The sequence below is a fragment of the Rhizobium sp. 01N48 genome, assembly GCF_056399145.1.
The window spans coordinates 62,930-75,917 of the sequence record NZ_JBFTQT010000003.1 but is presented as its reverse complement, the minus strand read 5'-3'; the positions used below and the strand labels follow the sequence as shown (position 1 = coordinate 75,917).

13 protein-coding genes are annotated in these 12,988 nt (G+C 61.8%); 11 read left to right on the top strand and 2 right to left on the bottom strand.

What is annotated here, in order from left to right; genetic code table 11:
• Window positions 1-5 precede the first annotated feature (5 nt).
• Together AC1DOG_RS06705 and AC1DOG_RS06700 are read right to left on the bottom strand one after the other, a co-directional pair.
• Window positions 6-923: a 2-dehydro-3-deoxygalactonokinase gene (locus tag AC1DOG_RS06705; RefSeq protein WP_477927135.1), complete on the bottom strand. Its 918-nt coding sequence runs from the start codon at window positions 921-923 to the stop codon at window positions 6-8.
• Window positions 923-1,693 carry an SDR family NAD(P)-dependent oxidoreductase gene (locus tag AC1DOG_RS06700; RefSeq protein ID WP_477927134.1) on the bottom strand — a complete coding sequence of 257 codons (771 nt, stop codon included), beginning with the start codon at window positions 1,691-1,693 and terminating at the stop codon, window positions 923-925. Before AC1DOG_RS06700 ends, AC1DOG_RS06705 begins: the two co-directional genes overlap by 1 nt.
• Window positions 1,694-1,813: 120 nt before the next feature.
• Here AC1DOG_RS06700 and AC1DOG_RS06695 point away from each other — a divergent pair, with 120 nt between their 5' ends.
• From AC1DOG_RS06695 to AC1DOG_RS06645, 11 genes are all read left to right on the top strand, one after another.
• Window positions 1,814-2,602 carry an IclR family transcriptional regulator gene (locus tag AC1DOG_RS06695; RefSeq protein ID WP_477927446.1) on the top strand — a complete coding sequence of 263 codons (789 nt, stop codon included), beginning with the start codon at window positions 1,814-1,816 and terminating at the stop codon, window positions 2,600-2,602.
• A gap of 239 nt (window positions 2,603-2,841) precedes the next feature.
• On the top strand, window positions 2,842-3,576 hold the full coding sequence (locus AC1DOG_RS06690; protein WP_477927133.1) for a helix-turn-helix transcriptional regulator: 735 nt from the start codon (window positions 2,842-2,844) through the stop codon (window positions 3,574-3,576).
• 529 nt (window positions 3,577-4,105) lie between these two features.
• Window positions 4,106-5,272 (top strand): iron-sulfur cluster carrier protein ApbC, encoded by a 1,167-nt coding sequence (gene apbC, locus AC1DOG_RS06685; protein WP_477927132.1) that lies wholly within the window; start codon window positions 4,106-4,108, stop codon window positions 5,270-5,272.
• Window positions 5,273-5,689: 417 nt separating this feature from the next.
• Entirely contained in the window at window positions 5,690-6,667 is a 978-nt protein-coding gene (gene corA / locus AC1DOG_RS06680; RefSeq protein ID WP_018898613.1) for a magnesium/cobalt transporter CorA, read from the top strand.
• An 18-nt stretch (window positions 6,668-6,685) separates the two neighbouring features.
• Window positions 6,686-8,584 (top strand): potassium transporter Kup, encoded by a 1,899-nt coding sequence (locus AC1DOG_RS06675; RefSeq protein WP_018898614.1) that lies wholly within the window; start codon window positions 6,686-6,688, stop codon window positions 8,582-8,584.
• 302 nt (window positions 8,585-8,886) lie between these two features.
• On the top strand, window positions 8,887-9,963 hold the full coding sequence (locus AC1DOG_RS06670; RefSeq protein ID WP_477927131.1) for a cell wall hydrolase: 1,077 nt from the start codon (window positions 8,887-8,889) through the stop codon (window positions 9,961-9,963).
• A gap of 282 nt (window positions 9,964-10,245) precedes the next feature.
• Complete coding sequence (locus AC1DOG_RS06665; RefSeq protein ID WP_018898616.1) at window positions 10,246-10,590, top strand: AtpZ/AtpI family protein; 345 nt, start codon at window positions 10,246-10,248, stop codon at window positions 10,588-10,590.
• A 75-nt stretch (window positions 10,591-10,665) separates the two neighbouring features.
• Complete coding sequence (locus tag AC1DOG_RS06660; RefSeq protein WP_018898617.1) at window positions 10,666-11,418, top strand: F0F1 ATP synthase subunit A; 753 nt, start codon at window positions 10,666-10,668, stop codon at window positions 11,416-11,418.
• Window positions 11,419-11,487: 69 nt separating this feature from the next.
• Entirely contained in the window at window positions 11,488-11,715 is a 228-nt protein-coding gene (locus AC1DOG_RS06655) for a F0F1 ATP synthase subunit C (RefSeq protein ID WP_015338972.1), read from the top strand.
• 78 nt (window positions 11,716-11,793) lie between these two features.
• Window positions 11,794-12,432 (top strand): F0F1 ATP synthase subunit B, encoded by a 639-nt coding sequence (locus AC1DOG_RS06650; protein ID WP_477927130.1) that lies wholly within the window; start codon window positions 11,794-11,796, stop codon window positions 12,430-12,432.
• Window positions 12,433-12,435: 3 nt separating this feature from the next.
• On the top strand, window positions 12,436-12,927 hold the full coding sequence (locus AC1DOG_RS06645) for a F0F1 ATP synthase subunit B (protein WP_018898619.1): 492 nt from the start codon (window positions 12,436-12,438) through the stop codon (window positions 12,925-12,927).
• The last annotated feature ends 61 nt before the right edge of the window (window positions 12,928-12,988 follow it).

Sequence of the window (12,988 nt, the reverse complement as noted above, 5' to 3'; positions counted from 1 at the left end):
TGGGCTTAGTTGGGCCAAATGGCGTTTGCGGCGGCCGAAAGGCCGGCAAGCACCGCCTTATCGGCATCGATGGTCGTGACGTTGAGCGAGAGCGCCTTGAAGGCGGTCTCGTAAAGCTTCTGCAGGCGGCCGGACGCGACGAGCGCGATCGGCGTGTCGTTGGCGGCATCGGCCAGCGCGCCGGAGATCTCCAGGCCGATCAGCGTGCCCGAAATCCGCGCCTGCGCCGCCGAAGCGGTCATGCCGTGCAGCAGCTGGCCGGAGCGGGCCGTGAACAACAGGTTGGTCGCCATCTGCGGCTGGCGGAAGGCAGTCGACACCGACGCCTTGAACGCGGAATTGTCGGCCGGCGATTGCTCGGCGCCGGCAACGGCATGCGACAGGATCGTATGCTTGGTGATCGCGTCGAAGAGTTCGCCGGTCATGAAGGTGGAGAAGCCAATCACTTCGCCTTCCTGCACATGCACCCACTTGGAATGCGTTCCGGGCATGCAGACGGCCTGCGCGCCGGTGCTGTCGGGCCCAAGCGCGCCCAAGAGCTGGGTCTCCTCGCCGCGCATCACATCGGGCGATGCCCGGTCGCGCTGGGCAAGGCCCGGCAGGATGCGGATGTCGCGGCTCTGACCGGGCACAGGCACGGCGCCGGTCAGGATCGCCGACAGCGACGTGGGGACGTCGACATAACCGGCTTCGACCCAGCCCTGCTTGGCGCCGGCCATGCCGCAGACGATGGCGGGAATATCGGCGGGCGCCTCGACCTTGGCGAGATGCTTGGCCAGCACCTCGGCGAAGCCGGTCCTGGCCGCCGTCGTCATGCCCTCGTCGCTGCGGCTTTCATTCAGCACGCTGCCATCGCTGCCGATCAGCCACAGCCGGAAGCTGCTCGTGCCCCAGTCGACCGCGATATATCGGGGTGTTGCCATCAGAAAATGCCTCCATCGACAATAAGGGACTGCGCCGTCACTGCGGAGGCGCCGTCGGATGCTAGAAACAGGCAGGGCCCGACAATGGCGTCGGCCTGCAAAACGCGTTTGATGCACTGCCGCTCGATCATGCCGGCAATGCCTTCTTCGGTGAGCCACAGCTTCATCTGCCGCTCGGTAGCGATCATGCCCGGCAGGATGCAGTTGACGCGGATGTTGTCGGGACCGAGCTTGCCGGCCAGGCTCTTCGTCAGCCCGATGATCGCCGCCTTTGCCGTCGTGTAGGCCGGGAAGTCGGGCATGTTGAGCATGAAGGCGATCGACGACATGTTGATGATCGCCCCGCCGCCGGCCTCGCGCATCGATGGCGCCACAGCCTGCGCCGCGAAGAACACGTGCCGCAGATTGGTCGCCTGGTTGTTGTCCCAGTATTCGGGCGTCACCTGGTCGAAATCATGCCGGTCGTCGCGCGCCGCGTTGTTGACGAGCACGCCGATCGGGCCGGAATGGGCAACGATCGCCTCAATGGTCGCGCGGATCGCCGCGACATCGCGCAGGTCGGCGTGGTGGAAGCGCACCGGGTGCAGGCTGTCGCGCGACAGGCGGTCGACCAGCGCGTGGCTCTCGTCCTCGGCGATATCGATGAAGGAGACCTTGGCGCCCTGGCGCGCGAACCCCTCGACGATCGCGGCACCTATGCCGGAGCCGCCGCCCGTCACCACCACGCTTCGGTCCCTGAATTCGGGATATCGCGCTCCAAGCTCCGCCACCACTATCCTCCCGATAGTTCCATTATTCAGAACTTAATTTGACTATATGGAATTATCGGATTAGCCTTGGGTCTCTGTCAAGGCATGAGGGCCAGCATGAGCGCGACTGATGGCGACATCATGGATAAAAATGAGGCCGCGGACAAACGCGAGACGGGCACGCTCGGCAAGCTGATGGTGCTGCTCGATATAGTGACGCACGCAGACGCTCCGATGCGCTTCACCGATATTCTCGCAGTCGCCGGCCAGCCGCGCGGCACGCTGCACCGCCAGCTTGGCCATCTCACCGAGGAAGGCCTGCTGGAAGTGCTGGCGGACGGCCGCTATGCACCCGGCCTGCGCCTTCTCGATCTCGCCTCGCGCAGTTGGGCCCGCAACGAGTTCCGGCTGATTGCCGAGCCGCATCTGAACGCCCTGCAGCAGCTGACTGGCGAGACCGTGCATCTCGGCGTCCTGCGCGGCGCCTCCGTCATCTATCTCGACAAGGTTGAGGGAAGTCAGCCGGTCCGGATGTATTCGCAGATCGGCAATGCCTCGCCCATCTACTGCACCGGCGTCGGCAAGGCGGCGCTCTCCGCGCTGCCGGACGATCGGCTGGCCGCGATTATCGCGAGCGTGTCGTTCCAGCGCTTTACCGAAAACACGCTGACGCCGGAAACGCTACGCCGCGAGATCACCGACATCCGCCGCTCGGGAAATTCCTTCGACCGCGAGGAACACGAGGTCGGCATCCGCTGCGTGGCGGCACCCGTCTACTCCGAGGACCTGTCTTTCGTCGGCGGCGTCTCCGTGACCGGGCCGGCCTATCGGCTGACCTTCGAGCGGTTGGAGGAGTGGGCGTTGCCCGTCCGCCGGGCTGCCCAGAGCATCATGAGCGGCATGCGGATCGGCCTTGGCCCGCGCCGCTAGAGCCCCAGCAATTTGAGAATTGTCAAATCTGCACACGCTTCGTCACCTTTCGTACAGAAATATGCTCATTTTCCGGTAGTGGACGTATTGTGATTTTGTGAAGAATCGTCACAATTGCCAGTTGTCAACCCCAAGTCTTGGGGTGTAGTGCCGTAGGCTATATTGACGGCGATGCCGCCGTCGGCGTGCGATCCAAGCACGTCACTTACGACGTTCCTGATTTTTTTTGAGCTGATGACATGATGAACCCTTTGCCGCACCAGACTTCCGTGAACGTGTACGTAAATGAGGTATCTGGATTAAACACCCAGTTCGATATCTTTCGTTTCATGAAGAGGCTGACGGAAGCCTACCGGGTTCGCGCCTTCATGGTGCTCAATCTCCCCTCGGCCACCGCACGCGATCTGCAGAGCAACACCGTCATCACCAACTGGCCTGCCGAGCTGCTCTCGGCCTATGATCATGAGGCGCTGCTCACGAACAGCCCGATCGTCCGCAAGCTGCGATCGTCGACGGTTCCGTTCTTCAGCGACTTGTCGAAGTCGAAGCTGGAACGCTCGGACGGCAAGTCGAACCTCGTCGTGGCTTTGTTCGAGCGGTTCCGGATGATGCGCTGCGCCTATTTCCCGACGCACGATCCCTCCGGCGCCCGCGGCGCGGTGTCCTTCTCCGGCGATCGTGAGCCATTCGCGCCCGAGGAGATGCTGGAGCTCCACTATATCTCGACGCACGTATTCGACAGGCTGGCCGAGATCCGCGCGCTCGATAACCGGGTGGTGGACGCTCTGACCGACCGCGAGATCGATTGTCTCAACTGGACCGCCGCCGGCAAGACCAGCGTTGAGATCGCCGATATCCTTGGCCTGTCCGAACACACGGTCAATCACTACCTCAACCGCGCCACCAAGAAGCTCGACACGGTCAATCGCACCCAGGCGGTTGCCAAGGCATTGCGCATCGGCTTGATCAAGTAACTGCCCAAATCCTGTGCGCTATTGTCGCACCAGCCTAAAAATTGCGCCAGGACGTGATCGCGGCGAGGTTCTTCAGCTAGCGTTGCCGCCGAATTCGTCGCCATTTCGAGTTGGCACGCTTCATGCTTCTCTATTGCCAGCGGTCCAGAGGGGACTTGGCAACGACGCCATAAAAGGCGCGACCTTCAACCCGCCGCTCGATCCCGGCAGCCTAGTGCGCTGGACATCGAGCGGCGGTTTGTTGTTTTTGGGATACGCCTCCCGGTCCATAAGCGCGAGCTGATGCATTTTTCCCTCAATTCTGACTGGTCTTTCAGATCTGACGCCCTAGAAACCCCTTATCCACTTGGGTGACCGTTGTGCCATCAGGGCGAAAGCCCGGCGGACTTGATGGCTCAGCGGTCTCCTTTGGAAACTCCCCCTCGTTTCGCAGCTATCGATGCCCGCCGATTTTGCCCTGCACCGATTTTGTTTGGCGATCACTTCGCGCTCCTCTATCTACAGAGCCAGATAAGGGTGTGAGGACGATATGACTGAAGTCACCAAGGAACAGGTGCTGGAAACGCTGGCAACGGTGCGCGGCCCCGATCTCGAGCATAATATTGTCGAGCTCGGCATGGTCTCCGATGTGTTCATCTCGGATGGCAAGGTCTACTTCTCCATTACCGTCCCCGCCGAGCGCGCCAAGGAGCTGGAGCCGCTGCGGCTCGCCGCCGAGCGTGTCATCAAGGAAATGCCCGGCGTCAAGGGCGCCCTGGTCGCGCTGACCGCCGACAAGAAGGGCGCGCCATCTGGCGCTGCCGCCTCCCGCACGCCGCCGCAGGCTGGTCACGGTCATGCCGGCCATGGTCACGAAGGCCACGCACACGCGCAGCCGCAGCAGCGCGCCGGCAAGATCGGCGTGCCCGGGATCGGCGCCATCGTCGCGGTCGCCTCCGGCAAGGGCGGCGTCGGCAAGTCCACTACATCGGTCAACCTCGCGCTCGGCCTGCAGGCAAACGGCCTGCGCGTCGGTATTCTCGACGCCGATATTTACGGCCCGTCGATGCCGCGCCTCCTGCAGATCTCCGGCCGCCCGACCCAGACCGATGGCCGCATCATCAATCCCATGGAGAATTACGGCCTCAAGGTCATGTCGATGGGCTTCCTCGTCGATGAGGAAACCGCGATGATCTGGCGCGGTCCGATGGTGCAGTCGGCTCTGATGCAGATGCTGCGCGAAGTCGCCTGGGGCGAGCTCGATGTTCTCGTCGTCGACATGCCGCCCGGCACCGGCGACGCGCAGCTGACAATGGCCCAGCAGGTGCCGCTCGCCGGCGCCGTCATCGTCTCGACGCCGCAGGATCTCGCGCTCATCGATGCCCGCAAGGGGCTGAACATGTTCAAGAAGGTGGAAGTGCCGGTTCTCGGCGTTGTCGAGAACATGAGCTACTTCATCGCCCCCGATACCGGCGCGCGCTACGATATCTTCGGTCATGGYGGCGCCCGCGCCGAAGCCGAGCGCATCGGCGTACCCTTCCTCGGCGAAGTGCCGCTGACGATCAACATCCGCGAGGCCTCCGACGCCGGCACCCCGCTGGTCGCCAGCGAGCCGAACGGCATCGTCGCCGGCATCTACCGCGACATCGCCGCCAAGGTCTGGGCGCAGCTCGAGGGCAATCCTCAGCGCGCCGCTCCCGCGATCGTATTCGAGTGATGTGTGCCGTTTCGGGGCGCGCGGCTAGACTCCCAATTGCGGGCAAAATGTGATCAAACAACGCAGTTCACGTAAGATGTCTTGATTCTTGCGTGGGTTTCCGTCATATGGCGCGCCGTCGCCATGAGGGCGGCGTGTGCGAATGCTCGATGATAGCCAGCCCTGCAGCGGCGAATGCCAGCTGCATGTTCGGAGTTCTCTTGTCGATCGAAGGATTGGTGACTGCGATGCGGTTGAGCATAGTGCATACCCGAGCTTCGGCCGGCTATGACGGGATATTGATGAACATTCTTCAGCCGCTTTCGTTAATCTCAAAGACTTGCAGCTTGAGCGCCGCTTTTTCTGGCGCTTCGCGGAAGGTTTTTTGATGCGAACGGCGATGGCCCTCACAGCCCTGGATCACGGGAGACGCGCCCGGTGATCACTGCCTATTGCTCCAATTGCCAATCGGTCGAACTCGGTGATCTCACCAAGGTCGAGACCATGCGCGACGATATCGTCTGGATCGACATGATCGAGCCGACGCGCGAGGAAGAGGCCTATGTCGAGAAGGCGCTCGGCATCGAAGTGCCGACCCGCGAAGACCTCAAGGACATCGAGCCCTCCGCCCGTCTCTATACGGAAGGCGATGCCGTCTTCATGACCGCCTCGCTGGTCTGGAAGGCAGAGACCGATGCGCCGGTCCTGACCGATGTCGCCTTCATCCTTGCCGGCAAGCGCCTGATCACCATCCGCTACGCGCAGCCCAAATCCTTCGCGCTCTTCATCGCAGCGCTCCACCGCATTCCCGCCCACTGGCGCAACGGCGCCTCGCTGCTGGCCAAGCTGTTTGAGACCATCATCGACCGCACGGCGGAAATTCTCGAAATTTCGGTCGCCCGCATCGATATCCTCTCGACCCACGTCTTCGGCGATCGCGCCAAGAAGGTACGCAAGCCCTCGAACTATCTCGAGGAGAAGCTGCGCGATATCGCCGCCCATCAGCGCCTCGTCAGCAAGGTGCGTGACAGCCTGGCCTCCATGTCGCGGCTGATGACCTTCTTCTACAATGTCCCTGCCGTCCAGCAGGACCGTGCCACCAAGGAACTCTGCCGCACCGTCTCGCGTGATATCCAGTCGCTCAACGAGCACTCGTCCTATATCGCCGGTAACATCACCTTCCTGCTCGACGCATCGCTCGGTCTGATCAACATCGAGCAGAACTCGATCATCAAGATTTTCTCGATCGCATCGGTGGTCTTCTTGCCGCCGACGCTGGTCGCCTCCATCTATGGTATGAATTTTGAATTCATGCCGGAACTGCATTTCGCCCAGGGCTATCCCTATTCGCTCGGGCTGATGCTGGTTTCCGCCGTAATCCCCTTCTTCTTCTTCCGTTGGAAAGGCTGGCTCTGAAGAGCCTGTTTTTGTTTCATGTCCGCAGACAGCCATTCACACGACCAGAACATGAGCCCGCGCAAGCTCTTCTATCTCGCGTTAGGTTCTGTCGGCGTCGTCTACGGTGACATCGGTACCAGCCCGCTTTACGCGTTTCGCGAAGCGCTGAAGCCCGTCGCCGCCGATGGCCTCACCCGCTTCGAGGTCATCAGTGTCGTATCGCTGATGATCTGGGCGCTGACCATCATCGTCACAATCAAATACGTGCTGCTTCTCTTGCGCGCCGATAACGAAGGCGAGGGCGGCACGCTGTCGCTGCTGGCGCTTCTGCTGAAGACCGCCAATGGCCACACCGCGCTTCTGATGATGCTCGGCCTCGTCGGCGCCGCACTCTTTTTGGGCGACGCGATGATCACGCCGGCGCTGTCGGTTCTGTCGGCCGTCGAAGGTCTGAAGCTCGTCGCGCCGCAGCTGAGTAGCTATATCGTGCCGATCTCGGTCGCCATTCTCGCCGTGCTCTTTGCGGTGCAATCGCGTGGCACGGGAACGATGGCGCGCTATTTCGGGCCGATCACCGCGCTCTGGTTCATCGTGCTCGCCGTCGTCGGCATCTCGCACATCTCGGATGATTTCGGCATCCTCGCCGCCTTCAACCCCTATTATGCCGTGAGCTTCCTCATGCATGAGGGCTTCTTCGGCGTGATCGTGCTCGGCGCCGTGTTCCTGACGCTGACGGGCGCAGAAGCGCTCTATGCCGACCTCGGCCATTTTGGGCGCCGACCGATCCAGTGGGCGTGGTTCGTGCTGGTCTTCCCGGCTCTGACGCTGAACTATCTCGGCCAGGGCGCGCTGGTGCTCGGCAACCCGCATGCCATGAGCGATCCGTTCTATCTGATGTTCCCGAAGTGGGCCCTGCTGCCGGCCGTCATCTTGGCCACCGCCGCCACCATCATCGCCAGCCAGGCGGTCATCACCGGCGCGTTCTCGCTGATCCGCCAGGCGATCAACCTTGGCTTCCTGCCGCGTATGGAAATCCTCTTCACCTCGGAAACCAACACCGGGCAGATCTTCGTGCCGTCGGTCAATCTGTTGCTGTTCCTGGGCGTGATCTTCCTCGTCATCTCCTTCGGCTCGTCGGATTCGCTGTCGACGGCCTATGGTATCTCCGTCACCGGCGCCATGGTCGTGACCTCCATCATGGCCTTCGAGTTCGTCCGCGTCCGCTGGAACTGGTCGGTGCTGACGGCAACCGCCGTGCTGGCGCCGCTCTTCGTCCTGGAAATGATCTTCCTCGGCGCCAACCTCATCAAGATCCACGATGGCGGCTACATCCCTGTCTTGATCGCCACCGCCTTCGTCGTCGTCATGTGGACATGGCGTCGCGGCTCGGCGCTTTTGATGGAAAAGACCCGCCACACGGATATCCCGCTGGCCTCGTTCATCTCCTCGATCGAGCGCAAGAGCGATCACTCGCCGGCTCATGTGCCGGGTACCGCGATCTTCCTCACCAGCGATCCGGAATCCGCACCCGCGGCACTGCTTCACAATCTGAAGCACAACCACGTCCTGCACGACAAGAACGTGATCCTCACGATCCGCACGGTCAACAAGCCGCGCGTGCCGAGCGCCGATCGCTACAAGGTCGAGCAGATCTCCGAGCGCTTCTCGCGCGTCGAGCTTCTGTTCGGCTTCATGGAATCGCAGAACGTCTCGCAGGCGCTGGCGACGTTGCGCAAGACCGGGCTGAAGTTCGACATCATGTCGACCTCCTTCTATCTCGGCCGCCGCAAGTTGGTGCCGGATGCGAAGTCGGGCATGCCCTATTGGCAGGACCGCCTCTATATCGCGCTCGCCAACGCCGCCGCCAACCCGTCGGATTACTTCCGCCTGCCGGCCAACCGCGTGGTCGAGCTCGGCTCGCACGTCATCATCTGACGTGGCACTGCATCCTCCAAAAGCCCGGCCCTCGCGCCGGGCTTTTGCGTTTCAGTGTCTATAAGCAAATGCTGTATCAATTGAGGGCGGCGTATTAACCAAGCATCAAGGTTAATGAGACATTTTTATCGGCATGTTCATGCGTCCCATGCCGGAGTCTGGTGTTGCGTCGAAATAGTCGTGTCCCTGGCAAATCACGCACCCCTGGTGCGTCGCGCCGCTTCGATAAGCTGCGCCCTTTGCTGCAAAGATGGAGTTCCCCCGCGCTCTTCGGCGTCTGCGCGTGGCTGGCGTTTCCCACCATGGCCTCGCATGCCGATCTGGCAGCCCTTCTGGCCGGCCTCGACCAGGGCCGCGAGAACTGGCGCATGGTGCTGACCAATTCCCCCGCCGGCTCCATCCACCAGGCCGAGCTCGCCTTTGCCGATCCTGCTGTCACCGGCGCCATCGCATCCGGCGCCGGCATGGTGCTGCCCGATGGCCGCAAGGTCGCCTTCACCGCCGAGAACAAGGGCCACGAAGACACCCCCGATGAAGACCGCGTCAACCGCGCCACCAAGAAGGGCAGGGTGGTCGCTGTCGAGCGCGTGCAGCCGCCGAAGGATTTCTCCGCCGGCTCGATCCTGCAGCGCACGCGTCTTCTGTTTCAGCCGACCTTCAACCTGAAGGACAAGTCGGCCTTCGTGAAACCGAAGATCCGCGGCAAGGAAATCGAGATCGCCACCAATTTCTATCGCAAGCAGCCGCCGAAGCCCGCAGCCGACATCTCGCCGATGCTGGCCGATCTCGTCACCAGCAACAAGTCCGACGTGCTCGCAACCGCCTTTGCCCCCGCCGCTCCCGATTACGCGCGCCAGTCGCCTTTCGATTCGATCCTGACGGAGAAGGCCGACAATGGCCGCTTCGTGCCTCAGATCGGGCCTAAGGATCACGCCTGGGCCGCGAGCATCCTGCCGGCCAGCGTCTTTTCGCCCGCCGAGCAGCAATGTCTCGCCTCAGGCATCTATTTTGAGGCGCGTGGGGAAACCGTGAAGGGCCAGGCGGCCGTCGCCCAGGTCATCCTCAACCGCGTGCGCAACCCGGCTTACCCGAAGACCATCTGCGGCGTCGTCTACCAGAACGAGGATTGGCGCAACCGCTGCCAGTTCTCCTTCGCCTGCGACAACATAAAGGAGCGCGTGAACTCACAGGCCCATTGGAGAATCGCCCGTGATGTGGCGATGGCCGTCACCGCCGGCCGCATCTGGCTGCCCCAGGTCGGCTCCGCCACCCATTACCACGCCGTCTACGTCCGCCCGAAATGGGCAAAGACCATGGAAAAGGTCGGCCGCATCGGCCTGCACGTCTTCTACCGCACCTATGGCGGCGGCTGGAGCTGACAAAAACCCGGTAAAAGGCGCGTTTTCGCGCCTTATTGCCGCGTCAGCCCGCGGATTCTTTCCCCCGATTCCGCCACAACCCGCCCGTATCGATCTAACCGTATGTTTTTGATCGCTTATTTTATGGCTGGACATCGGCCTGCTACGCCTTGACTATGGATTTTGCTAAAACTATGTTGCGCGCGACTTCAAAGCGGGCCGGAAGGTTCTTCAGCCTTGGGGTCGTTGTCCGGTAAACCGGGGTAGCGGCGTAGCGGACGGCGGCAGGCGGAGGAGAGCACGATGGCGGATGACCGCGAGGAGAGTCTGGAAAAGCGCCGTGCGCAACTGGGAGCGGAACTCGCGACCAAGCGCATCGAGGCGGGGAAGGACGAGGCCGACGAGGCCCGCGCCGAGGTAAGCCGCAAGGGCTATGCCCAGGCGATGAAGCTTTCGAGCGAGTTCATTTCCGCGGTCGTGGTCGGCGCTGTTCTGGGCTATCTCTTCGACCGTTTTGTCGGCACTGCGCCTTGGGGATTGATCGTACTTCTTCTTCTTGGATTTGGTGCCGGCGTGCTGAACGTGATGCGCGCTGCGGGCAAGGTTGCGAAACCTGATCTCGATATGCGCGAAAGCGACCGGAAATAGGGCGGAACGTTCAGGCGTTCGATCCAGTGCAATAATCCCGTCTCGTGCGGGTATAAGATATAGAGAGAACAAGCGGTGTCTAACGATCCGACTCATCAGTTCCTGATCCAGAAGATTGTGCCGATCGAAATCGGCGGGATTGATTTCTCGTTTACGAACGCCTCGCTGTTCATGGCCGCTTCCGCTGCCGTGGCCGCCGGCTTCCTCTATTTCTCGACGTCGAACCGCGCCATCGTGCCGGGCCGCTCGCAGTCGGTCGCCGAAATGTCCTACGAGTTCATCGCGGGAATGCTGAAAGAGGGCGCCGGATCCAAGGGGATGAAGTTCTTCCCGCTGGTCTTCTCGCTCTTCATGTTCGTGCTGACCGCAAACCTGCTCGGCATGTTCCCATACTTCTTCACCATCACCAGCCAGATCATCGTCACCTTTGCTCTTGCTCTGCTCGTCATCGGCACGGTTCTGGTCTACGGCTTCTACAAGCACGGCTTCCACTTCCTGAATGTCTTCGTGCCTCAGGGCGTTCCCGGCATCTTGCTGCCGCTGGTCGTCGCCATCGAAATCATCTCGTTCCTGTCGCGGCCGATTTCGCTCTCCGTTCGTCTCTTCGCCAACATGCTGGCCGGTCACATCACCCTTAAAGTGTTCGCGGGCTTCGTTGCCTCGCTTGGAGCCATGGGTGCTGTTGGTATCGGCGGCGCCGTTCTTCCCCTCATCATGACCGTCGCCCTGACGGGTCTCGAGTTCCTCGTCGCCTTCCTCCAGGCTTACGTCTTTGCGGTGCTGACTTGCATGTACCTCAACGACGCGATCCATCCGGGTGGCCACTAAGGGATACCGACATTGACGCCCGCGGGCGTCAGTCAATTCGCCGCAACAACCATTTCAAAGGAGTACAACATGGACGCGGAAGCAGCAAAATTCATCGGTGCAGGCCTCGCTTGCTTTGGTATGGCCGGTACGGCTCTCGGCCTCGGCAACATCTTCGGCAGCTACCTGTCGGGCGCCCTGCGCAACCCGTCTGCCGCTGACAGCCAGTTCGGCCGTCTGGTATTCGGCTTCGCCGTTACGGAAGCTCTGGGCATCTTCTCGCTGCTCGTCGCTCTCCTTCTGCTGTTCGCCGTTTAATTTCGGCGCACTGAGGGATCACGGCCTGCGAACAGCGAGCCGTGATCCTTTGTATTTGCAGTACACCTGGAGGTGAGCATGTTTTTTGTGACCCCGGCTTACGCTGAAGAAGCCCCGGCGGGAACCGCAGAAACTGGTGCAGCGACCGGTACAGACGCGCATGCTGCCCCGGCCGCAGGCGAGGTTCATACCGAGACCGGCGTGCCAGCCGAACACCATGGCGGTGTTTTCCCGCCTTTCGATACTTCGACGTATGCGTCCCAGCTGCTCTGGCTGGCGATTACCTTCGTCATTTTCTTCGTGCTCATGCAAAAGGTCATTGCACCGCGCATCGGCGGTATCCTCGAGCAGCGCCACACGCGCATCGCCCAGGACCTCGATGAGGCTGCACGCCTGAAGGCGCAGGCAGACGCAGACGTTGCTGCCTACGAAGCCGAACTCGCAGAAGCCCGCGCCAAGTCGAACGCCATCGGCGCGGCAGCGCGCGACGCCGCCAAGCTCAAGGCCGAGGCCGACCGCCGCGCGGTTGAAGCCGCTCTGGGCGAAAAATTGAAGGCTGCGGAAGGCCACATCGCCGATATCAAGGCGAAGGCATTCGCGGATGTCGGCACGATCGCCGAGGAAACGGCAAAGGCCGTCGTCGAACAGCTGATCGGTGGCACCGCCACCAAGGCTGAAGTCACGTCCGCCGTCACCGCGGCCAAGAAGGGAGCTTGATCGATGGAATTTGCATTGGACGCAACATTCTTCGCATTCGTCGGTCTCGTCCTGTTCCTGGCGCTGGTCGTCTACCTCAAGGTTCCCGGCATGATGGCGACGTCGCTCGACGACCGCGCCGATCAGATCCGCAACGAGCTGTCGGAAGCCAAGCGGCTGCGTGAAGAGGCCCAGCACCTGCTGGCCGAATATCAGCGCAAGCGCAAGGAAGCCGAAGCGGAAGCTGCCCATATCCTGGCAGCTGCCGAGCGCGAAGCGGAAATGTTCACCGCCGAAGCCAAGAAGAAGACCGAGGAATTCGTCGCCAACCGCACAGCGGTTTCGGAAGCGAAGATCAAGCAGGCCGAAGCCGATGCGATGAAGGCGGTTCGTTCCGCAGCCGTCGACCTCGCCATCGCCGCCGCTGAAACGGTTCTCGTCAAGAAGGCCGATGCCAAGGTTCAGTCCGAACTCTTCGGCAACGCCCTCGGCCAGGTAAAGACCCGCCTCAACTGAGATCGGTCCTGTCGCATTTCAAAGCCCCGGTTCGCCGGGGCTTTTTGCGTTTTGGCGATGT